17 protein-coding genes are annotated in these 23,177 nt (G+C 58.9%); 11 read left to right on the top strand and 6 right to left on the bottom strand.

Features of this window, described 5'->3' with window-relative positions:
* The first annotated feature begins 284 nt into the window (after positions 1 to 284).
* Positions 285 to 2,423, top strand: a complete 2,139-nt coding sequence (locus tag CAURIC_RS00685) for an FAD-dependent oxidoreductase (RefSeq protein ID WP_412766419.1) — start codon at positions 285 to 287, stop codon at positions 2,421 to 2,423.
* Between the two features lie 67 nt (positions 2,424 to 2,490).
* Here the strand turns inward: CAURIC_RS00685 and CAURIC_RS00680 are convergent, their stop codons facing one another.
* On the bottom strand, positions 2,491 to 3,177 hold the full coding sequence (locus CAURIC_RS00680; RefSeq protein ID WP_084588202.1) for a DNA-3-methyladenine glycosylase I: 687 nt from the start codon (positions 3,175 to 3,177) through the stop codon (positions 2,491 to 2,493).
* Positions 3,178 to 3,449: 272 nt separating this feature from the next.
* On the opposite strand from CAURIC_RS00680, the gene CAURIC_RS00675 reads away from it, so the two are divergent.
* On the top strand, positions 3,450 to 6,215 hold the full coding sequence (locus CAURIC_RS00675) for an ATP-dependent helicase C-terminal domain-containing protein (RefSeq protein WP_290182951.1): 2,766 nt from the start codon (positions 3,450 to 3,452) through the stop codon (positions 6,213 to 6,215).
* A gap of 100 nt (positions 6,216 to 6,315) precedes the next feature.
* On the opposite strand, the gene CAURIC_RS00670 is transcribed toward CAURIC_RS00675, so the two are convergent.
* Together CAURIC_RS00670 and CAURIC_RS00665 are read right to left on the bottom strand one after the other, a co-directional pair.
* Positions 6,316 to 6,636 carry a GlsB/YeaQ/YmgE family stress response membrane protein gene (locus tag CAURIC_RS00670; protein ID WP_290182949.1) on the bottom strand — a complete coding sequence of 107 codons (321 nt, stop codon included), beginning with the start codon at positions 6,634 to 6,636 and terminating at the stop codon, positions 6,316 to 6,318.
* A gap of 192 nt (positions 6,637 to 6,828) precedes the next feature.
* Positions 6,829 to 7,881 (bottom strand): NAD(P)H-dependent flavin oxidoreductase, encoded by a 1,053-nt coding sequence (locus CAURIC_RS00665; protein WP_084588199.1) that lies wholly within the window; start codon positions 7,879 to 7,881, stop codon positions 6,829 to 6,831.
* Positions 7,882 to 8,474: 593 nt separating this feature from the next.
* Between CAURIC_RS00665 and CAURIC_RS00660 the strand changes: the two genes are divergently transcribed.
* Positions 8,475 to 8,795 (top strand): hypothetical protein, encoded by a 321-nt coding sequence (locus CAURIC_RS00660; protein WP_035114943.1) that lies wholly within the window; start codon positions 8,475 to 8,477, stop codon positions 8,793 to 8,795.
* Between the two features lie 105 nt (positions 8,796 to 8,900).
* On the opposite strand, the gene CAURIC_RS00655 is transcribed toward CAURIC_RS00660, so the two are convergent.
* The gene (locus CAURIC_RS00655) at positions 8,901 to 9,407 is read right to left on the bottom strand and encodes a flavodoxin family protein (protein WP_290182947.1); all 507 of its coding nucleotides are present in this window, start codon (positions 9,405 to 9,407) and stop codon (positions 8,901 to 8,903) included.
* 130 nt (positions 9,408 to 9,537) lie between these two features.
* Here CAURIC_RS00655 and CAURIC_RS00650 point away from each other — a divergent pair, with 130 nt between their 5' ends.
* From CAURIC_RS00650 to CAURIC_RS00635, 4 genes are all read left to right on the top strand, one after another.
* A complete protein-coding gene (locus tag CAURIC_RS00650; RefSeq protein ID WP_235700791.1) occupies positions 9,538 to 12,048 on the top strand; it encodes an acyltransferase family protein in 2,511 nt (836 codons plus the stop codon).
* A 244-nt stretch (positions 12,049 to 12,292) separates the two neighbouring features.
* A complete protein-coding gene (locus tag CAURIC_RS00645) occupies positions 12,293 to 12,688 on the top strand; it encodes a (deoxy)nucleoside triphosphate pyrophosphohydrolase (protein ID WP_035114986.1) in 396 nt (131 codons plus the stop codon).
* Complete coding sequence (locus CAURIC_RS00640; protein WP_084588198.1) at positions 12,688 to 15,693, top strand: DEAD/DEAH box helicase; 3,006 nt, start codon at positions 12,688 to 12,690, stop codon at positions 15,691 to 15,693. Before CAURIC_RS00645 ends, CAURIC_RS00640 begins: the two co-directional genes overlap by 1 nt.
* A gap of 284 nt (positions 15,694 to 15,977) precedes the next feature.
* Positions 15,978 to 16,295, top strand: coding sequence for a YbjQ family protein (locus CAURIC_RS00635; RefSeq protein ID WP_035114941.1), 318 nt, complete (start codon positions 15,978 to 15,980; stop codon positions 16,293 to 16,295).
* 17 nt (positions 16,296 to 16,312) lie between these two features.
* Here the strand turns inward: CAURIC_RS00635 and CAURIC_RS00630 are convergent, their stop codons facing one another.
* The gene (locus CAURIC_RS00630; RefSeq protein ID WP_035114939.1) at positions 16,313 to 17,935 is read right to left on the bottom strand and encodes an alkaline phosphatase D family protein; all 1,623 of its coding nucleotides are present in this window, start codon (positions 17,933 to 17,935) and stop codon (positions 16,313 to 16,315) included.
* Positions 17,936 to 18,296: 361 nt separating this feature from the next.
* Between CAURIC_RS00630 and CAURIC_RS00625 the strand changes: the two genes are divergently transcribed.
* The 4 genes from CAURIC_RS00625 (at position 18,297) to CAURIC_RS00610 (ending at position 22,346) form a co-directional block, all read left to right on the top strand.
* Entirely contained in the window at positions 18,297 to 19,613 is a 1,317-nt protein-coding gene (locus tag CAURIC_RS00625) for a hypothetical protein (RefSeq protein WP_410170353.1), read from the top strand.
* 58 nt (positions 19,614 to 19,671) lie between these two features.
* The gene (locus CAURIC_RS00620) at positions 19,672 to 20,271 is read left to right on the top strand and encodes a hypothetical protein (protein WP_052095082.1); all 600 of its coding nucleotides are present in this window, start codon (positions 19,672 to 19,674) and stop codon (positions 20,269 to 20,271) included.
* Between the two features lie 5 nt (positions 20,272 to 20,276).
* Positions 20,277 to 21,011 (top strand): hypothetical protein, encoded by a 735-nt coding sequence (locus CAURIC_RS00615; RefSeq protein WP_235700790.1) that lies wholly within the window; start codon positions 20,277 to 20,279, stop codon positions 21,009 to 21,011.
* A 120-nt stretch (positions 21,012 to 21,131) separates the two neighbouring features.
* A complete protein-coding gene (locus CAURIC_RS00610) occupies positions 21,132 to 22,346 on the top strand; it encodes an MFS transporter (protein ID WP_290182940.1) in 1,215 nt (404 codons plus the stop codon).
* Here CAURIC_RS00610 and CAURIC_RS00605 read toward each other — a convergent pair.
* Positions 22,318 to 23,100: an SDR family oxidoreductase gene (locus CAURIC_RS00605; protein WP_052095079.1), complete on the bottom strand. Its 783-nt coding sequence runs from the start codon at positions 23,098 to 23,100 to the stop codon at positions 22,318 to 22,320. The genes CAURIC_RS00610 and CAURIC_RS00605 overlap by 29 nt on opposite strands.
* Between the last annotated feature and the right edge of the window lie 77 nt (positions 23,101 to 23,177).

Raw genomic sequence — 23,177 nt, 5'->3', positions numbered from 1 at the left:
GCCGTGATGCCCCTAACACAACCAAACCGCAAGAGACGTGAATTACTCACACTTTCATAAGCAGTGTAAACGGGTATTCGCAAAATCGGAGAGGATTTAACAAAGACTTCATATTTCGTGGATTCACCCGCCCCCACCCGACTGCCTGTGGCAACATCTTGGCCATGACTGATTCCGAGAGCCTCCGCCCCACCGCGCAGTCCGCTACCCCCTCGCAGCCCACAACGGCTTCGCTTGGCACCCCTTCTTTTTCCGACGCCCCTGGCGCAGCCGACTTCGCAACCATGCTGTCCCCCATCACTGTCGGCAAACGAAAGTTTCGTAACCGTGTGATCATGGGCTCGATGCACACGGGCCTGGAGGATTCGCTGGACGATATTCCGAAGCTCGCAGCGTACTTCAAGGAGCGCGCCGAAGGTGGTGTGGCCGCGGTTGTCACCGGTGGTTACCCACCCACGCTGGAGGGCAACCTCACTCCGTTTGGCCAACCTTTCAACACTCCAGAGATCGCGGCAGCTCACAAGGAAGTCACCAACGCCGTACATGAAGGTGGCGCCTTGGCGATTCTGCAGCTGCTGCACTCGGGGCGCTACGGCTACCACCCGATGGCCCTGAGCGCCTCTGATTCGAAGTCCCCCATCAGCCCATTCCCGGCGCGGGCGATGACGGTTGAGGAGATCGAAACCACCATTGCGGCCTATGCCACCGCGGCGCAGTACGCAGCGGAAGCAGGTTACGACGGCGTGCAAGTGATGGGTTCCGAAGGGTACCTCATCAATCAATTCCTCGCTGAACGCACGAACCAGCGCACGGACGACTGGGGTGGCTCTGCGGAAAACCGCCAGCGCTTCCCTGTTGAAATCATCAAAGCCATTCGTGCTGCGGTGCCCGAAGACTTCGTGATTGACTACCGCATCAGTGTTCTGGACCTGGTCGAAGGCGGGCAGACCCAGGAAGAAATCCTGCAGCTGGCCGGCAAACTGGAAGCCGCTGGTGTTGACCTGTTCAGCTCCGGCATCGGTTGGCACGAGGCGCAGGTTCCCACGATCGTGACCTCCGTGCCCCGCGGCGCGTTCGCGTGGGCTACGAAGGTTCTGCGGGACCACGTCAATGTGCCCGTCGTGGCGTCGAACCGAATTAACGACCCGGAGGTAGCCGAGCAGGTACTGAACGGTGGGTGGGTATCCGGTGACGGCAGCACGGAGCAGAGCCCACAGGCGGACCTGGTCTCCATGGCACGCCCACTGTTGGCGGATCCAGAGCTGGTCAACCGTGCAGCGCGCGGTCTGTCTAAGGAAATCAACATTTGTATCGCCTGTAATCAGGCCTGCCTGGACCACACGTTCGGAAATAAGCGGGCCACGTGCTTGGTCAACCCTCGCGCTGGCTACGAGACTGAGCTGGTGCTCAAGCCGGCACAGGGCACAAAGCGCGTGGGTGTTATCGGTGGTGGTGTAGCTGGATTGTTCGCGGCTGAAGCGTTGGCTCAACGTGGTCATGATGTCACCGTGTTCGAGGGTTCTAATGAGGTCGGCGGACAGTTCCGTTTGGCAATGCGGGTTCCGGGCAAGGAGGAGTTCGTTCACTCCCTCACCGCTGTTCAGGAGCGCCTGAACAGCCTGAAGGTCGAGATCCACACCTCCGAATTCCGCACCCCAGAGCAGCTACTGGACGAAGGTTTCGAAGAGGTCATCGTGGCAACCGGTGTGGAGCCACGCATTCCTGAATTCCCGGGTGTGACCGAAGGGCTGGCGGGCGCAATCGACGGCGTGCAGGTGCTGACCTACCCCGAGCTCATCTCTGGCGCGAAGAAGGCCGGCCAGTTCGTGGCAGTCATCGGCGCAGGTGGCATCGGTTTTGACGTTGCCGAGTTCCTACTGGAAGACCGCGGAGGTGAACCTCAGAGCTTGGAAAGCTGGACCAAGCAGTGGGGTGTAACCACCGATAGCACCACGGAGGGCAATCTCACCCGCCCCCGCCCTGAACGTCCGCAGCGCCAGATCGTGATGCTGCAGCGGAAAACGTCCAAATTGGGCAAGGGCTTGGGCAAAACCACCGGTTGGGTTCACCGTGCGAGTGTGGCCATGGGTGGTGCATTGCAGGTCGCGGGCGTGACGTACGAGAAGATCACTTCCGAAGGCCTGCACATCACCATCGCCGCTGATGACGAGCGCGCCATCAACGCTGCTCAGCGCGCCGGCATCCCCCTGGGTGAGGCAGACGCCAATGGTCGCATTGCTCTGACCCTGCCCGTGGACTCCATCGTGCTGTGCACCGGCCAGGAATCAGTCCGCCCCGTTAACAAGGACTGGGCCAGCGAAGAGCACCCGAACGTGCACATCGTTGGCGGTGCCGATGTCGCCGCCGAGCTGGATGCCAAGCGTGCCATCCGCCAAGCCGTCGAGGTTGCCGCAGGGATCTAACTCCGGCACCGCACTGGGCGCCTAGCCACGTGCACGCTAGCACCGCACTGGGCGCCCAACCATTCCCCTAGGTCTCGCCGTCGCCCTCCGGCTGCACCACACGGTCATTGACCATGCCAATGGCCTGCATCGTGGCATAGCACGTGGTGGGTCCCACAAACCTGAAACCACGATCCTTCAGTGCCTTAGCCATCGCAATGGATTCGTCCGAAATCCGCGGGATCTTATCCTGATCCCGGGGGCGCTCGTGGTGTTCCGGCGTAAAACTCCACACGAGCACCGGCAGCCCCGGTGCCAACCGGTCGGCCGCACCTCCTAGCACTTTCCGGGCTGGGTGGCCCTCCGGAAGAGCCTGCGCTTCGGGATCATCCCGCAGGTCAATTGCAGCTTGGGCGTTGTCGTACAGCGCCGCATGCTTCTGCGGATTACGAATCAGGCGTTCGTCTGCCAAAGCTGCCTCCCGCCGCTCCTTCGGCATCGCGACGATCCGCGTGGGATCGAACATGTGGAATGCATCGCGAAACGCAGGGCGCTTATTCAGCACTAACGACCAGCTCAAGCCCGATTGAAAGCCCTCAAGGGTAATACGTTCCAACAACCCGCTTTCAGTGATGACATGACGGCCCCACTCATTGTCAAAATAGTCCTTCTCAATTTCGGTGCGATACGTCCACGGCGGTCGTGCAATTCCGTCATCTCCACGGATCAATCCGTTGGGAAGAACGTTGTCTGCCATTAGAGTTCCTGCCTTCATATCGGGTTTCCTTTCCTCATTGTCCCTTTTTTTCGCCATCGCGGTTGCGGGTGCGGTGGCATGCAGGAATCACACTAGGCACGGCATGCGTCATCGCTTTTCTTTCCCGACGCCACCCCGGCCCCATTTCCCCAGTTCACCGGTGGGGGCTAACTTTTTTCTCCACAGCCACCCGTGCTTGTGGATAAGAAATTTCGTGTCCTGCAGTTTTCGCCTTTGAACGCTAGAGGCGGGGCAAGGAATGTCCGATGCACGCGTTAAGCTGGATAGCCGTGAGTGACCTGTATCTGGATGTAGATCTGCCCTTCTCCCAGGGCCGCGCTGACCTCATCGCAGCGCTTAAATCCCATGGTGGAGCGGTCATCCAAGCACCCCCCGGTACAGGCAAAACCACGTTGGCGCCGGGTTATGTCGCTGATTTTTTGGCCCGGACAGGGCAGGCAGCGCACACCGGCCAAGTAGGGCACATTGACCATTTTCACTCAGCGGAGCACACACAACACCCCGACCAGGCAGGGCAATCCAGCCAGACCCGAAGAGTCATCGTCACCCAGCCCCGGCGCGTTGCAGCTCGATCCTCAGCGGCGCGCCTCAACGAGCTGTACGGCTGGCCCATCGCAGGTCATACCGTACGGGGCGAATCCACAGTCAAGCCAGAAACACTCATCGAGTTCCTCACTCCGGGCGTGCTGCTGCGCCGGTTACTGCGTGCACCGGACCTCGAGGGTGTGGGCACGGTAATCCTGGACGAGATCCACGAGCGCCAGTTGGAATCCGACCTCGTCTTCGCCATGGTGTCCCAACTACGCGAACTCCGCGACGACCTGTATGTTGTCGCAATGTCCGCCACGGTCGATGCAAGGAAATTCGCCGACCTGCTGAAAACCCCGATTGTGGATGTTCCTTCACCCATCCACCCGTTGCAATTTCACTACGCGCCCGCCACGGCCTCCATAACGAGGAGGGATCACCGCGCCCGGCCCGGCCAACCGGGTTCCATTGAAGCGATCGTTGCGCAGACGATTCTTCACGCGCTGCGCGAACAGCCGGATTCCGCGGATATTTTGGCCTTTGTTCCCACCATCCGTGGCACTGAAATCGTGGCGGACATGATCGCTGCCTGCACGGCGAACGGTGCTGATGGCAGCAGCCACCCAGTCGATGCTTTGGCCTTGCACGGTGGACTTACACCCACCCAGCAGCAGCTTGTCATCAACCCACCCACCCGGTCTGAATCCCCCATCCCACGCCGCGTCATCATCGCAACCGACGTTGCCGAATCCTCCCTCACCGTCCCCGGCGTATCCATCGTGGTTGATAGCTGCCTGTCCCGCGTTAACCGCCGAGACTCCAGCCGAGGCATGTCTGTACTGGTCACGGAGTTAACCTCCCAAGCCTCAGCCACGCAACGCGCAGGTCGTGCCGGCCGCCTGGGCCCCGGCGTGGTCTATCGCTGTATTACCGCCGAAGAATACGGCAAGCTCCCCTCCTTCTCCCCTCCCGCAATTCAGACCTCTGACCTGACAGGCGCGTTGCTGGATTGCGCATGCTGGGGCTCCCCCGGCGGCACGGATTTACCTCTGCCCGATCCGTTCCCCACCGTCGCGGCCACGCAAGCCACTCAGTCACTAGTCATGCTCGGGGCTATCACTGGCGTGTCCGAATCTACCCCCTACGGCACGGTCACGGACCTCGGCGAAGCACTCGCCTCTCTTCCCATGGATCCACACCTGGCTCGCGGTGGCCTGGTGGCGTTGCGAGCGGTGGAGGATGCCACGCCGGCTCACTCCCCCACCGATTCACACACTGCCACCTCACACACTGCCGCCTCACACTCTGCCACGCCGGCTCACTCCCCCACCGATTCACACACTGCCGCCTCACACACCGCCTCACACACTGCCACCTCACTCATCCTGAAGACCCTCGCCATCCTCGACTCGTCGAACCGGCTGCCGGACGATATCGGCCACGCTGCCCGCACGCTCGGGAACAATCACCCAGAATTCACCCGCATACGCTCGCTGTTTCGTCGTGCACTGCCGCAGTACACACCCGCGCAACCCACCACCGCCACGCACCCCTTCACTCCCGCCGACCCCGTCGCGTTCACCATCGCCTGCGCGTTCCCTCACCTCATCGCGCGGCGTGTCCCAGGGTCCGAGCACTCAGTTCTCACCACATCAGGTACGGGAGCGTTACTACCCGCAGCCCTCGCGCAAACCCCGTCGGACTGGTTCGCCATCGCCGACATTTCCCGCGCACACACGGGCGACGGCACGGGTGCGCGAGTGCGTAGCGGACTGCCGCTTACGCCCGGGGAGGTTTTTGCTGCGGGAGAGGGGGGCGTCGGGATAAAAGAAGAAACAACCACCACCTACGACGAAGCGACAGGCAGAGTCCGCGCCCGCACCACCAGGCATTTAGGCGCGATCCAGCTGTCGTCCACGCCCGCGCAACCCACCACCGAACAAACCCGCGCGGCCATCGATGATGCCTTGACCGCCCACGGTTTGCGGCTGGTCGGCCTAACTACGGCGGCTGAATCGTTGGCGCGGCGCATCCAATTTCTTGCCGACGCCCACGTGCCCGGCTACCCCACCCTGCGCGGGGAATTGCCGGAAACTGTGCGGGCTTTTGTGACGGATGCCCTCGTGAAAGGGCAGAAGCCGGACGTCGTGGGCCTGCTGCGGGGAGTGATCCCATGGGATCACCCCATTGACGAGTTAGCTCCAGAGGCGATTGAGCTGCCCGGCGGTCGGCGTGCCCGTGTGACATATCCACCGGTAGAGGGGTCAGCCACTGAGGATGCGCCCGCGGTGATCGCCACCAAGTTGCAGGATTGTTTTGGTTTGGAGGAATCGCCGGTCATTGGTAATCGGCGCGTGCAGTTCCACCTGTTATCTCCGGCGCAACGCCCACTGGCAGTGACAGATGATCTGGCAAGTTTTTGGGATGGCCCCTACCAGGACGTTCGCAAGGATATGCGTGGGCGATACCCAAAGCATTCGTGGCCGGAGGATCCGCGCAAAAAATAAACCCAACCCTCGCGCGGAGGATTGGGTTTTCGTGGTGATTAAAAATGCTGAGCTGAGGTGGATTGGGGCATCCGCCGTGTGCGACGGATGCAGGGTTGTCTTACTGACGACCCTTCTTGCCCGTGATGAGCTTGAGAATGAACAGCAGCAGGCAGGCGCCGATCAGGCAGGTAATGAAGCTGAAGATCCAGCCACCGGAATCGATGCCCAGGAGGGTGAAGAGCCAACCACCCAGGAAACCACCGACGATGCCGACGATGATGTTGGCTGGGATGCCCATTTGAGCATCGGTGCCCATGATCTTGGAGCCAATCCAGCCGGCCAGGCCACCAATGATGATCCAGCCCAAGAAACCAAGCGCGGGAACGCCATTGTCGGCAGCAAGTAGTTGGGTGCTTTCAGCAAGAATTGCAGTAGTCATGTCACCATTTTTACAGGCGCGTCGATGCTTCCGCAAAGGTTCGACGCAGGAAAACACCATGTAAACGCGGTCGGCGACGACTACACGCCGCATGATCGTCGCTGGTCACAGATAGTTTCACCGTGCGAACGAAAGCAAAGAAAAATCCGTAAAAATTTTTCTGAATCTAGGGTTGTTCGCGCGCTTCGGGCGCTACCAGCGGTGCAAAAAACCCCACGCTTCGTCGTTGAGTTTCTGAATCACATCACCCGCGGGAACCTGAGCACGCAACAATCCGATGCCCTGCCCCGCATGTAATTTCATCTCCGCGGCGTAGTCGCCACCCTCGCTGCGCGCATCCACCAGTTCTTTATCGGTGACTTCACCTCGGTCACTCAAGGGAGCGTACGCATCAACGAAAGCATTGCGAACCGTACGCGTGGGCCAGGTCTTGGTATCCCACTTTTGCTGTTCAGCTCGGTCATAGATATCGGTCAACACGGTCTGCCCACTGCCGCTGTTGACGGCAAGCGCGCGCAGTTCCTCCGAGCCCACGGATTCCGGCGAGGCCAGCAATGCCGTACCTACCCATGCTGCATCTGCACCGGCCGCCAGTGCCGCGGCCACTCCACGACCGGAGCCGATCCCACCGGCCACGCACACAGGAATTCCAGGAGCGTGAACCTCTAAGTAACCGAGTGCCAATTGCATCAGCGGCATGGTCCCGATGCGACCAGTGTGCCCACCCGCGTCAGTACCTTGCACGCAGATCACATCCACTTCCGCTGCCAGCGCCGCCTTTAATTGCGTGAGGCTATTCACCGGAGCGACCACGGAAATTCCTGCTTGGTGAGCGCGCTCGACATAAGGTGCGGCATCACCGAAACCTAGGGAAACCGCCGTGGGCTTCGCATCCAATACCGCCTGAAATTGTTCTGGGTTTTCCTCTAGCGCCCACACCATCAGCCCGATGCCGAACGGGCCAGCCTCGCGGGCAATGTCCGCGTTTTCCTTAATCCATCCGGAACTGCTCTTCGCACCCGCACCGAACATCCCCAATCCCCCTGCGCGACTTACCGCAGCAGCTAGATGTCCATCCGAACGCCCCGCCATTGGCGCTCCCACGATGGGCTTGTTGATCCCCCACAACCGTGTCAATCGTGATGCCAAAACCTTGCCGGCAGGCTGTCCTCCTTGGCCAAGCGCAAACTGGCTCTGCATATCCAGGCGCTGGCTGCTTGCATTGTGGGTGGGAGAATCTGCCATCTGTACATCATTTCCAGGACTTGGTAGTTCGCATCTCGATTCACTGCTGAACCGCGCATTACGGTTCCCTACCTTACATACTTCATTCCCGGCCGTTGCGAGTTCCCACATTGGGATTTCCTGCTAATTACTGCGTGTTTTTAAGCAGCTGTTTTGCGTGCTCCGGAAGGGTCCCGCCACCCCCTACGGGCTGTGTGCACCTGCTTGCGCAATGCTCCTTGGGTCTGCAATGCCGGGGTCCGCATGGCCTTTCCTCTCCTACAGTGGTCTGCCTCCTCCTACCCAGCACCTCTAGGAAGACCACGGGCTTCACATGCTCGCCCACACGCTCGGCCGACACGCTCACCCACACGACCACCCACACGCTCGAAAAGCAGAACGAAACGACACCACCCCAACCCGCCAACGTCATCTCATTCTGCTCAACCAACATGAGGACCAACACGCTCACCCACACTGAGGGCCGTCGAGTACGGGAGCCGGGCCACGCGTAGGTATAGGAATGCCGAATGTGCAGTGATGCGATGACGACCTAGTGTCAGGGCCCACGTTTATATGGGAATGCCCTCGCACATGCGCGTAGTGTATGGGGCATGGATTTCACTCTGAAGAAGGCAAAAGACGTTAACACCGCAGCAATTGTCACCACCGGTCTTATCGGTGGATGGCTGACAGCTCGCGAAACGGGCATCCGCCCCTTGGGCGGTGTGATCTTGGCAGCTGCCGGCGCATACGCCGCACGCTCGTGGAATGCCAAGGCCGGTGCCCCAGTGGCCGGCGCGCTAACCGCGGGTTACATCGGAGCCTTCGGTCTTTCCCATCCTCTGGCGAAGAAGATCGGCTCCTGGCCAGCCGTGTTGGCCGTAACTGCGGCCAGCGCGGGCGCTGCGTATGCAGCGTCCGACCGTCTCTAATGCGGTGACCCCCAACCGGCGCCAGCATAGGGGATCGGAACCGGCGCTGACGAGGCTAGCGCTCGCTCAGAAGTTGAGAACCAACGAGGCACCGCGGATCATCCCCTAACCCAGCCCCAACGCCTCCCCCACCAGCGCCTGCGCCATCGTGCGCAGGACACCTTGCTGGGGTTTCCACTCACCCGTGAACTCCACGGGTTCCGCGGCCACGCGCATCTCAAATCCGGTGGTTAGCGCACGCATCGCCTTGGCTGCGCCGGTCGTATCGTACCCGCCGCGGATCCACCAGCTCACGGGCTTACCCACGGTCTTTTCACGCGCGGCCATATACGTGGAATCGAAATAGTGTTTCAGGGCGCCCGAGATATATCCGAAGTTCGCGGTGGTCCCGAAAAGCACGGCATCCGCACCGATCAACTCCTCGGCCAGCTGATCGGCCGATAGCTCTGGATCCAGCGGATGCCGCTCCAGGACCTTTACCGCACCGTCCCCCTCCAAACCGAGGGATTGGTTAGCTTCGGTAGCTGCGGAGCGCGCGGCATCAAGAATGAAAGATGAAAGTGCCGCCGTCACCGGCGAGGGGCTGTGGTGGACAATCAGTACGGTCGTCATAATCTCCCATTGTGCCCAGTTTGCCCCCGACCTGTGCCGAAACCATTGTCGATAGGTATCGAATCGTTAACGGTGGTTCCGGAGTGTCCTATTCGACTGTTTCCAGCTACCTGCCTAAGCTGGTCTCGTTATGGCCAGCGCAGCGGGACGTTTTAGACAAGATATTGAGGGGCTTCGCGGATTCGCGATTGCCCTCGTCGTGGTGTTCCACGTTTTCGTCGGGAAAGTTTCCTCGGGCGTGGACGTATTCCTACTCCTCGGCGGAATTTTCTTTTTCGGAAGCCAACTAAGCAACGCTCGAAACCCCAAGGGGTTGACGATCGTGCAGTCGGTTATCCGCATCATCAGGCGATTATTCCCTCCGTTGGCGATCGTTGTGGCCGCCACGTTGGTGGCCGCCATCTTGACCATGAACAAGCTGGTCTGGGTGCAGATGGCCAAGGATGCCGTGGCCGCGCTGGGTTACTTCATTAACTGGCAGCTGGCTTTTTCCGGCCGTGATTACGTGGCCATTCAAACCACGGTCAGCCCGTTCCAGCACCTGTGGTCTATGTCTGCTCAGCTGCAGATTTACCTGGCTTCCTTGCTGGCCATTGTGGTTATTGCCTTTATATTTCGACGCCTCGCGCGGCCCGTCCTCGTTGTTATCCTCAGTGCCGCGACGATCCTGAGTTTCGCGTATGCGACATGGCAGCACGGCCAGGATCAGGCCCTGAATTACTACTCCACCTTCAGTCGTTTCTGGGAGATCGGCCTGGGCGGATTGGTCGGCATGATCCTGCTGAAGCGGGATAAGCAGGGTAACCCGGCGATGCGACCGCTGGGGCCGTGGGCGCGCCGGATCCTGGGCGTGGTCGGTATTTTGCTGATCGCTCTCACCGGTGTGTTCCTGAACGGTTCGGACCAGTTCCCCGGCGCGTGGACGCTGGTGCCGCTGTCGGGTGCTGTGTTGGTGGTCATAGCCGGTTCATCCGGCCAGCCGGTAGGCGTGACCCGCGTAATGGAATCCCGCCCCATGGTGGAACTGGGCGGTATTTCCTACTCGCTGTACCTGTGGCACTGGCCGCTGCTGGTGCTCGCACTCAACTGGTCCGGTCAGCCGAAGGTCTCCTGGGCACTGGGCCTGGGCGTGATTGCCGCCAGCTTGGTGCTGGCATGGCTGACCAAGATGCTGGTGGAAAAGCCGCTGCGCCAGGCCAAGAAGCCAGCACGCAGTTGGGTGCTGACGTCCCCCAGCTACGTGGGGAACTCCTTAAAAGTGTGGCCAAAGACCGTTTACGCCCTAGTGATTATTGTGGTTGCGGGGGCCGTGGTGGCGTCGCCACCCATTTTGGAAAAACGGTTGAGCGCGGGAACGGACCAGCTGCTGGAGGCCTCCAGTGACAGGGCGGAATACCCCGGCGCGTTGAGCTTCATTAATAACGCGCCCACCCCGGAGGGAAAAACGATCGTTCCTCCGCTGGAGGATTTCCATAAGTTGCTGCCACCCACACAGCCTGATGGATGCCAGATCGGATTTGAGCCTGCGGTACTGGTGCTGACGAAGAATTACAACCGCTCGCAGGAGCAGTGCGCGTACGGCGATGTGAATTCCAAGCGGACCCTTTACGCCGTCGGTGGTTCCCACACGGAGCACTACATGCCCGCACTGGACATCGTGGGTAAGCGCCAGGGCATTAAGGTGATCCCGCTGCTGAAGATGGGTTGCCCCATCAACGCGAACATCACTCTGTACAACGGGCAGGATTATCCCAGCTGCCGCGAGTGGTCCAAGACGACCATGGACTACATTGCGAAGAACCCGCCCACAGAAGGCATCTTCATGCCGGGAACGCGGCCATCCGATATTCAGGGCAACGGTCCGGAAGTTATTCCGCCGGAGTACGTGGATACTGTCCGGACGTGGCACGAAGCGGGCATTAAGACGTGGCTGATCCGCGACAACCCGTGGCACATGCGCACCGATGGCAGCGGCCCGCTGGATATGCGCCAATGCGTGGTGGGCATGATGGAAGGCAATTGGAACGGCCCGGGCGCCGAGGGATTCTCCGGCGTGGCGGATCCCGAACACCCCACGTTCGATGAGGTGCTGGCCATCAACCGGGCGTGTGGCACTCCCGTTAATGAATCATTGCTGCCGGAGGATCCTTCCATCAAGGCCTACCAGGGCTTGAATGTGAAGCTGATGGACCTGACCGCCGCGATCTGCCGTGAGGGCTGGTGCCCAGCGATTATCGGCAACATGGCGGCCTACCGCGATGCGCACCACTTCACGAATGTGTTTGCGGAAACCCTGGCCGGGGAGATGGAAGCGCAGATGTTCGATCCGAACCACAAGATTCCGCGGATGGATATCAGCTTGGAGGAACCGGAGCAGCCCGTGGATGAAAACGGTTCGCCGCTTCCATCGCCGGGTGCGCCAGCGCCGGGCCAGCCGGGCTCAGGTATACCCGCAGTGCCGGGCCAGCCGGGTGCGCCATCGATTCCGGGGCAACCAGCGTTGCCGAATGCGAAGGAGCCACCGGCCGAGGTGCCGCCAGCGGCGCCGGTGGCCCCGGCAGTGCCGCCCGCTGAGGAGCAAAATCCAGGGGCGCCAGGAGCCCCGGCGCCAGTCCCGGCACCGGTTGAACCGCCACGGTAGGGCTAGTTATCCACAGAAGATGCGATGAGGACGCTGCCTTTGGGCGGCGTCCCTTTTCATTGGGTGGATGGGGATCGACTGAGAGCCTCGATGCAACGCGGTGAACAGGCGATAAATCGAACATCCCCGGTACATGTCCTGGAATCGCATTAGAATTTACCTGGACTACACCGGATTAAGTCTGAAGCTGACCTCCCCTATGGGTCACGTTTTAGGATCACAAACATCACAGAAGGGCTATCCGTTGTCCAAGCGAATTGAGGTCGTGGGCGCAGTATTTGTACAAGACGGAAAGATTCTCGCCTGCAAACGAGGCGAAACGATGTCGCTACCTGGTTATTGGGAATTTCCCGGAGGCAAGATCGAAGAAGGCGAATCTCCAGAACAGGCGCTGCGACGCGAGCTCGATGAAGAACTTAACTGCAGAGCCACGGTTGGAGATCACCTGGATACCACCGCGCATGAATACGACTTTGGAACCGTGGTGCTTTCCACCTACATCTGTGAATTGGGCGAAACCGACCCAATCCTGGCGGAACACGAAGAAATGCGCTGGCTTACCCCATCCGAACTCCGATCCGTGGAATGGGCACCAGCGGACCTGCCAGCGGTAGCACTCTTGGAATCGGGACTACTTTGATGCAATTACCACTGCACCAGTCCGAACCAACATTCTCCCCAGAGTTCGTGGAAAAGGCCGTCCGTTACGGTTTCCTCGATTCGAATTCCATAACGCCCGCTTGTTACCACCCCGAGTTGATTAGCAACAACGACGAGCGAACCATGCTCGCGGCAATCATCAAAGAGCTAAAGCGCTGCGATTCTTTCTACTTCTCGGTCGCTTTTGTCACGACCTCCGCGCTCGCGCTGCTCAAACAGCATCTTCTTGATTTCAAGGGTAAAGGAGTTATCTACACCTCTACGTACCTAGACTTCAATGAACCGGCCATGTTCGAAGAGTTGCTCCTTCTCGAAAATATCGAGGTCCGGGTGTTGAAAGACACCATCGATGCGTTTCATTCGAAGGGCTACATCTTTGAATCCGATGATTCCACGACAGCCATCATTGGTAGTTCAAACCTGACGAACTTCGCCCTCACACAGAACGCTGAATGGAACATGAAGTTCTCTGCATTGCCAGATGGTGACATCACCACCCAACTGCGCAGTGCGATCGAAAGTCTTCGGAAGGATTCAGAACAGCTCACTCGAGAGTGGATCGCTCACTACGAAAAGCACCGGAAGATTCGCCCGCATCCCGAGCTCGTCGACACGGGCGTTGAGCAAGTTGTGCCCGTTGGGAATATCTATCCGAACAAAATGCAGCGCCAAGCGTTGGAGAACCTCGCTTCCCTCTGGCGGAAAGGTGAATCCCGAGCCATCATCATTTCGGCAACGGGTACGGGCAAAACGATTCTCGCTGCATTAGCGGCACGAGCCGTGAAGCCCGAACGAATGCTTTTCGTCGTTCACCGCGAACAGATTCTCAACAAGGCCATTGAGGAGTTTAAACGCGTCTTCGAAAAAGACGATGAGGCATTCGGCAAATACGTAGGCCTGGACCGAGATCTCGAAGCTCCATTTGTATTTTCAACTGTCCAGACATTGTCCCGCGACGAGAATATGAGGGTATTCTCCCCTGACCACTTTGACGTTGTAATCATCGATGAGTCTCACCGCGCTGACGCAGTGACTTACCGGAAAATCCTGGAATATCTCACCCCGAAGCATCTCATCGGTCTTACCGCCACTCCAGAACGCACTGACGGCTTTAACATCTTTGAGCTGTTCGACCACAACATTGCATACGAGATTCGTCTGCAAGAGGCCCTCGAGAACAAGATGCTGGTGCCGTTTAGCTACTACGGTATCCATGAAGGATCGGACACCGCTGGACGTCCGATTGGTGATCGAACTGGCGAAAATGCGAGGCTAGAAAGTGGTCGCATCGATCAGGTCGTAACCGCACTGCGCAAATATGGACACGTCCGTGATGCACGAGGCCTTATTTTCTGCAGTTCTAAGAAAGAGGCTCACTGGTTAGCCACCGGGCTGAGTGGCCAAATTGTCTACGACGAACAGAACTCAGCCCCTCTTCGAGTCGCCACTCTCACAGGTGATGATCCAATGGAAGTTCGTGAAGCGACAGTTGCGAAGCTGGAGGCTGGGGAACTTGACTACATCAGCACTGTCGATATCTTCAACGAAGGCATTGACATTCCCTGCATTAATCAAGTCGTCATGATGCGCGAGACTCAATCCAGCATCGTCTTCACTCAGCAGTTGGGCCGCGGTCTTCGAAAATTCGCGGGCAAAGACCACCTCCGAGTGCTCGACTTCATCGGTAACTACGCAAGCAACTTCCATATCCCGATTGCGCTGTTTGGAAAAAGTTCGGGGAATAAGGACGAAGTTGCTCAGAGGACTCGCAAGGCAGCTAAGGGTTCCCCGGTAGCCGGCGCATCGTCAGTGTCTTTCGATGAAATTGCTCAAGAACGAATCTTCGAATCTTTAGCGAAAGCCAAGATCGATAGCATTGCGCGCCTAAAAGAAGATTACACAAATCTTCGATTCCGCCTGGGTCAACAGCCGTGGCGGGTCGACTTCGCTCGCTTCGACACGCTCGACCCTGTTGCGTTCAGCCTTTCGCAGGGTAAAAGTAGTTCCAACCGCAAGGGATATTGGAACTTCCTCAAGAAAACCATCAAGGTAGAGCAATCACTGACGGAGTTTCAAGGGAACGTGCTTCAATTCTTGGACCAAGAGCTCCTCAATGGCAAGCGTATCCACGAAAATGTCGTGTTCGAATACCTGCTGCAACACGGTAGCGTTTCCTACGTTCAAATGCGCAATTTGTTTGAATCAGAAGGACTTGGATATTTCAAAACCACGCCACGGACGGTCGAGCGGATATTGACCCTCGAGTTCTTCGTACAAACAGAACGCAACAGCGTGGGTAACATTTCCCTGGTCTCAACTTCGGGCGAGGATGACAACCGGACTCTAAAAATTGTCCCGGAGCTGCAGCGTGCTTACAACGAAGATGGATACTTTCGGAAGCACATCGACGACATCAACGAAACGGCTCGGTTCCTCAATCTGCACCGCTACAACAAAGCAGATGGCCCCCTCATCGGGCGCCGCTATTCACGTAAAGATGTATGCCGTCTTCTGAACTGGGCAAATAATGAGTATTCCACCATGTACGGTTATTCGAAGGATGAAGATACTAATACATGCCCGATCTTTGTCACATACCAGAAAACCGCTACGATTTCGGCCTCCACACAATACGAAGACGAGTTCCTCAATAACAAGACGATGAATTGGTTCAGCAAGAATCGGCGCTCGCTGGCCCGTTCAGCCCTCGAACAAGAGATTGCCTCCGGTTCTCTGCACTTAGAACTTTTCGTCAAGAACGATGATTTCGAGGGAACAGGATTCTTCTATGTAGGGCCCGTTAAACCACGCGATGCTGTGGACACCACCATTCGAGGCGATAAGGGCGAGGAAGTTTCAATCGTGAATATGAAGCTAGATCTTGCTCAGCCAATGGGTAATGATCTGCTCATGTTCTTTGAAACCGCGGCCATGAGGAGAGAACCAAAGGCATCGACGCTTTCTGAAGAGAGCCCTTCGGTGTAGGGACTAACCCGGTCCCGGTAGCCTTCCCCTCCAAACTTCGTCTCCGCCCCACCGAGCACCGCTATTGCCCCCCCCTGCATCACCCCGCCCAGCGCTTCGCCCCCAAAAGGTACTGAGAGCCTTTGGTCGGGCCAGCGTGGCGTCGGTGTGTTTAGATGAAAAAGTTGGTGGAACGGTGATCCCACCGTGCCCGCCTGACCTAAAATAGAGAGTCTAGGAGAGGGTTCCACAGTGAACCTCCAGCTCAGCAGGCCACACCCCACTCAGAGCAAGGAGAACCAGCGATGATTGTCAGTACCACCGGAACCATTGACGGCCACAAGATCGAAAACTACATCCGCATCGTTGCAGGCGAATCAGTCGTGGGCATCAACATGTTCAAGGACATCGGAGCGGGATTCCGCAACATCGTGGGTGGGCGCTCCTCCAGCTACGAAGGCGAGATCAACAACGCGCGCGAGGAAGCCCTGCGCGAAATGGTCGACCGTGCCATCCAGTTGGGTGCCAACGGTGTAGTAGGTGTGAAGGTCGACTGCGAATCCCTGGGCCAGGGCGGCATGATCATGGTCACCGCCACCGGCACCGCCGTCCAGCTCAGCTAGGCAACCGGCCGAGCACGCTAGCACTTCGCCGGCAACGTCTTCGTGTACAGCACCTGGCCGCGGGTGCTGATCAAACGCACCGTCAACTCTCGGGACTGGCCATCGATGTCCACCTCACCAAAGTGCTGGTAATCATCCAGCGGGGAACGGTTCGGCTGATCCGGGGTGTGGGAGAACACGACCTCCGGGCCAAAGGTCGAATCCATCTTGTTCGGCCCGAACGCGCCAGCATTTAGCGGGCCAGAGACGAACTCCCAGAACGGGGAGAAATCCTGGAACGCCGCCCGGTCCGGGTGGTACTCGTGCGCCGCGCAGTAGTGCACATCCGCGGTCAGCCACACCACATTCTTCACGTTCTTGATCGCGGACAGCACCGTGGCGATCTCCTGCTCCCGCCCCACCGGCTTGCCCGGAGTGCCGGACGACACGCCCTCCTGCGCTGTCTCCCCATCGGGAACGACAATGCCGATCGGTAGGTCATTGGCAATGATCTTCCACGTAGCCTTCGACTTCTTCACCCCGTCGATCAGCCACTGCCGCTGTTTATCGCCCAAGATCCAACCGGCTTCCTTGTTGTCCTTGGTGTGCTTTGTGTTTTCATCCTTGTAGCTGCGCATATCCAGGATGAACACCTCCAGCAGCGGCCCGTAGGAAACCTTGCGGTAAATGCGCCCATCCACTGCCGTTTTGGTATCCACCGGCTGCCACTCGTGGAAAGCCCGGATCGAACGCGCCGACAGCACATCCACGCGCTTTTCCATGTACTTATCGTCTGTCAGGATCTCCCCCGGATACCAGTTGTTCGTGGTTTCGTGGTCATCCCACTGCACCAGCTGTGGCACGTGCGCGTTGAAATTGCGGTAGTGCTCATCGCGCAGGTTGTAGGCATAGCGCCCGCGGAATTCCTTCAGGGTTTCGGCCACCTTGGACGTTTCCTCGCTGACCAGGTTGTGCCACACGCGCCCGTCTTCCAACGTGACCTTTTCCTCAATCGGCCCATCGGCATACACAACATCGCCCGAGTGCAGGAAGAAATGCGGGTTGCGCTTGGCCATGGTTGCCCAACCGACCATGCCGCCAATCTTTGGGTTAATGCCGTATCCCTGCCCGGCCACATCTCCCGACCAGAGGAAACGGATATCCCGTGCGGTCACCGGAACGGTCCGGAACGTTCCCGCTACTGGCGCAGAGCGCATCCCCGTGTACATGTCCTCCAGGAACACTCGGTAGTGGATGTCGCGCCCCGCCGGAAAGCCAGACAACCGCACACGTCCCGTGCCATCCGTCGCGGGAGTCAACGGGACCGGTGCCCGGAACGTTTTCGCATTCTTGAACCGGCCATTCGTCGCCGCTTCCACCACCATTCGTGCGGGGCGATCGGCGCGGGTCCAGATCACTGCACCGCTGTTTGTCATTTCACCCGACGCCACACCGTGGCTAATCACGGGTCGCTTTGGCAGCAAGGGAGCTCCGAAGGAGCTTCCCGCGGACGATCCGAATGTGCCTCCAAAACTGGACTGTGCTGTTGCCGTACCACGTGCAACGAATCCTGCACCCGCGGCTGCGACCGTAAGGCCGGATACTCTTAGGAAACCGCGGCGTGTGAGTTCGCGCTGCGCCTTGTCAGCTGGGGAATTCAACGTAAAACACTCCTAGGGAAAGTCATTGCGTTACTTAACTTGAATGAAGAACGATTCCCCACGCTAGGTGGACCGGCTGACTCGGTAGTGACGGCCAAGTAAACACGCCGAGAATTCCTCCGCGGGGTCCCACGGGGGGCACCACCCCACCCCCGCGGGTGTATTTTGTTAAACAATTTCCCCGCTCATATTGCGGAGGCACTGGGTAAACCTTAATATCAGCAGTGCCATCAAGAGGGTTGTACGACAATCCACAGAAAGTCTGAAGCCTCGCGCCTTGGCGTAAATCAACGATCTCTACTGTTCACACGGCAATTACCACCAGCCTAGCGGAACACCCCAACACTTCAGAGGTTTGTTTATGTTCAACCAAAACCGTGTATTACCTTCGGGTAAGCCTAAGAAATTCAGGGCTGCCGTCGCTGCTGCCGCCGTGGTTTCCAGCTCCCTGCTCTCCGCCACGGTGCTCTCACCAGCCGCGCAGGCAGAGATTCCACCGATGCCACAAGGCTACCCCGTGCCGGGACTGTACAAGCCATGCAAGCCCGGGGAAATCACCCCGGATTGGCACTTCGGTGAAACTGCCCGCCACTACATCAACGATGACAGCCTGCAGTTTACAAACAACACCAACCAGGATGTGAAGTACTCCGCGAAGGTCGAAACGGGCACTAACCACGAGATCGACGCGAACTCGAAGGCCAAGCTGCCCTCCAACTGGAACACCACCGCGAAGAGCGAAATTGGCTTGAAGCTATCCAACGGCTGGGTGGAAGGTGAAACCTTCGGCCCCATCACGCTGCGCCCGGGCGAGTCTTTCAAAGTCGAATATGGTGTGGTTCTCAAGGACTTCATCTCCATGTTCACCTCGTGCCAAAAGGGCTACGTGGTCAATGAACCCGGGGCCGGCGTCATCCGAGGTCAAGCCCCCGCTGAACGCTACGCCTACGCTTACGTGATCCGCCCAGACGGCAGTGTGTCTGACTTGGCAATGCATATCCCCGCCCGCGCGAAGGGCGCCAACTCCCAACCCACGGGCGGCACCTACACCAGCGTTTCGGGCCCATCGCTGGAAAAGGTCGCGGATCCCGCGAAGGATCAGATTGTGGAACCGGCCATTCCCCCTGCACGCGATAGTTCGTGGCCCAGGCAAGGCGATAAGTGCACTCCCGCGACCGATACCGCGTGGACTCCCCTAGATATCACCTCGGTGAGCCCCACGTTCCGCAAGCCCGGTTACTCCCAGGACTTCCTGAACTGGTCGAAGGGTGACTACACCTTCACCCCCGTCACGGACCACATCGTGGGCGCAGAGTTCAACGGCTACCTCAATTGGCGCGGCAACAACGGCCGTCTACCGGAGGGCTGGCTGCAATCCGTTGGGACAGTGCAGCGCGCCTACATGCCAGTCAATACCGCGCTGAAGCCCATTCCTTTGAATTCCGGCGACCGCGTTCGCGTGACCTACGGAACCACCATGACCCGGATCAACTACCGGGAGCTGCACTGCGGGAAGGACGGCACCTACAGCCTGACCAGCAACTACCCGCAGGCCAGCGCCCCCTCCGGGTTCTGGGCGGAAGCCAAGGTGACAGCCAAGGACGGTTCCACCCGCACAGTGGATGTCACCCCTGACGAGTACCGGTCCTTGCCGGTACCCACCCAGTCCAATCGTTAAACCCCCTCACGTTTGACACGTTTCTCCCTGTCTACCTCGCTAAAAAGGAGCACCCCTCATGTCCAAGTCCACCTTCTCCAAGGCATCTTTGTTCAAGGCCGCATCGGCGGCTGCACTGACCGCATCCATCGCTGGCACTGTTTTCACTCCAGCTGCTTCCGCTGCTCTTCCTCAGAAGAACATGGGCACGGCCAACCCCACCACCATCGGTGCAACCTGCACCAACCCTGGTGATCGCGGGCAGACCATCAAGATCAAGCGGACCTACTTCGACGGCTCGGCCGGCACCTGGACGGTTTCCAACTACAACGACGAGCCACTGCCAATCACCCGATCGGTTACCGAAACTAAGACCAAGACGTGGAATGTCTCCGCTGGCATCGAGTTCCCAATCTTGGACCTGATCAAGATCACTTTCTCCTCCTCCTACACGGATTCCTCCACCTACGAGGTTGGCGAGACGATCGGCCCATACAGCTTGGCGCCAGGCAAGACCGCTGTACTGCAGGCCGGTTGGGTTGTTTCTGACTTCGTAGGTGAGCGCACCGTATGTGGCACCAACCACACGTGGCAGGGCACCGGCAGTACCTTTACCGCATCCCTTCCTCGCGAGCGCCACGTAGCGATCTCCACCCGCGATAACGAGAACTTCGGATAACAGCCATGCGGTTTACTTTTATTCGACGCCCCTCTGTCTCCCCACGACGAAATGCCTGGGCGGTCATGTCCACCGGTATAGGTGCAGTCGTGCTGGGGACCGCCACAGCACTGAATGCCCCTGTCGCGCTGGCCGAGACCGCGGTGAGTACGAACGGAACTACCGCCGATACGACGGCACCCGCGGTGACGGATTCGCCTGCGCTCAAGCCCTCGGGAACATCGTCACCCGGTACTTTCGCTGGTGCGTTCCAGCTTCCCCAGCGCTGGAACGAGGATTTCAAGCCATACACGGAATGCGCGACCCCCGGTTCGGCCGCCAAGTATGTTTCGGCCCAGCATCGTTGGTTTAAGCAAACGGATGCTGCCACGGTGGGAAACAACACGGAAGAAGCCGTTCCGGTTACCCACAAGGTCACCAACAAGCGCGTGCAGACCACGGAAGTATCTGCCACGGTCACCCCGGATGGGGAACTGGCCAAACTTCTGAACAGCGCCTACGGATTCAATTACGTGTACCAGGCCTTTTGGAAGTTGACGGAAACGGTTGGGCCGTACACCTTGCAGCCGCACCAGCAGGGCCGCCTGGTATGGGGCTTCACGATCCTCGATGCCGATGTGCAGCCCGTGAAGTGCACGGAAGATCTGCAGTGGGCACCCACGGGTGCCACCTACAAGGTCTCCGTTCCGGAAGGGCGGTACTCGGAACTGCGGTTAGAGGAAGCTCCCGACTTCGGTTAATCCAACGTGGGAAAACCAAACAACGGCATGCTATTAATAGCGTGTACTACGAGGGGCGGTAGCGTTCATACGCTGCAGGGCCCCTCTCGTTGTTTTTACGAGCTGCGATAAGGTCACCCCATGCAATCCAGAACCCAGACAACGCCCTTACTGCTCATGGCCATTGCTACGGGTCTGTGCGCTGGTGGCAATTATGTTAACCAACCGCTGCTGGCCGATTTCAGCGCGACTTTTGGGGTTTCCGATTCCATGGCTGCCGCCACAGTGACGGTATTGCAGGGAATGTATGCCCTAGGTCTGATCCTGTTGGTGCCCCTCGGGGATAAATTCAACCGCAAAACCCTCGCTTTAACCCTCCTTGGGCTCGCTGCGGCCGGGCACTTCCTCGCCACCATTAGTCCCACTTTCTGGGTCTTGGTCATAGGTCTAGCGATCGCAGGTTTATTCAGCACCGCCGCCCAAGTGCTAGTCCCGTATGCGGCCGATTTAGCCCCGGAGGGGCAAGCCGGCCAGGCCATGGGCACCGTGCTTTCCGGACTATTGGCGGGCATTCTTTTGGCGCGAACCGTTTCGGGAATCCTGGGGCAAATCGCCGGTATTCGTTTACCTTACGCCACACTAACCCTGGCATTAGTGCTGGTGGGAATCGCATTATGGCGTTCGCTACCCTCGGATACCAAACCCCACTCGGCTACGGAATCCATTGATCTACGCAGGGTTTATTCCTCCATGCTGGAACTGGCCCTCACCCAACCGCGCGTTCGCACACGCTCCCTGATAAGCGCCCTCGCGTTCGCTTCCGTTGCCGCGATGATGGCCACCATGACCGCGCTGCTGGCGGGCAAGCCGTTCTTCCTTTCCACGGGTGTGATCGGGCTGATTGGTTTGGCCGGTGTGGTGGGCGCCTTGGCAGCTCGCCCCGTGGGGAAGCTGGGTGATCAAAACCGTTCGGGACTTGCCACTGCCCTGTCGTTTGGCTCGTTGGTGATCGGGTGGATCATCTCTATTTTCGGTGCACACCACCTGTGGGCGGTCATTGTTGCGTTCCTGTTCGTGGACTTTGGACTGCAATCGATGCACGTCACGGGCATGGCTATCGTCACATCAACCGTCCCCGGCGCCCGGGCCCGGTTGAATTCCCTTTACATGTTCATTTATTTCCTCGGTGCCACAGCTGGGTCCTTGATCGGCGCCGTCGCGTGGCACCACTGGCAGTGGCCCGGGGTTGTCGGCGCAGGCCTGATCCTCGTGGGCATCCTCGGCGTGGTTTATATCTGGGATACCGCTATCGTTCGTCGCGCGGCGGCTACACCTGATCCAGCGGACGGATCATGATGGATTCCACATCCATGTGCGCCGGCCGGTCAGCGATCCACCGAATGGTTTCGCCAATATCGGCGGCAACGAGGTTCAGCTTGTCCGCGTAGACCTCGGCCGCCCGTTCGACATCGCCCTTAAAGCGATTGACGCTGAAATCGGTTGACACGCGCCCCGGATCCACCTGGCACACCCGAACGTTGTGCTCTGCGAATTCCATGCGCATCACGTCCGTCAGGGCCGTCTCGCCAAACTTGGCCGCGTTGTAGCCCGCGCCGTTGCGATAAGCACCGCGCCCAGCCACGGAAACCACGTTGATAATTTGCGGGGCCTTACCGCGCTCTAGCTGCGAAAACAGAGCGCGAGTAACCTCTAAGGTGCCCATCACGTTGGCCTCAAACATCCAACGCCAATCCTCCGGATCGGTATCCAGAATCGGTTCAAACCCACGCGCGCCACCGGCATTGTTCACCAGCAGCTCCAGCGCACCACCCGGCACCTGCGCAACCACGTCCTGCACATCCTGGGCGAACCGCTCAATCGATTGCTTGTCGGTCACATCGAGCGCCAGCACAATTCCGCCACCAGGATTAGTGCCGTTGATCCGCTGGGCGACTTCCTGCAGTTTCTCTTGTCTGCGCGCAGCCAGAATTACCCGCCAGCCATCCCTTGCCAGCAATTCAGCCGTGGATTCACCGATTCCCGCGCTAGCTCCGGTCACAACGGCGAAGCGCGTGCGTGCGTTATCTTTTAGATTCTCTGTAACACTCATGCCACTTATCCTAGGCACCAACTGAGACAGAACCTCGCCGGATTCACCCCCAGCCTATTGGGCCGTTCAACTCCAGC

Origin of the sequence: Corynebacterium auriscanis (genome assembly GCF_030408435.1) — a bacterium.
Taxonomy (GTDB): domain Bacteria; phylum Actinomycetota; class Actinomycetes; order Mycobacteriales; family Mycobacteriaceae; genus Corynebacterium; species Corynebacterium auriscanis.
Note: the sequence above shows the minus strand (reverse complement) of the source record. Positions and strands in the feature narration are given on the sequence as shown.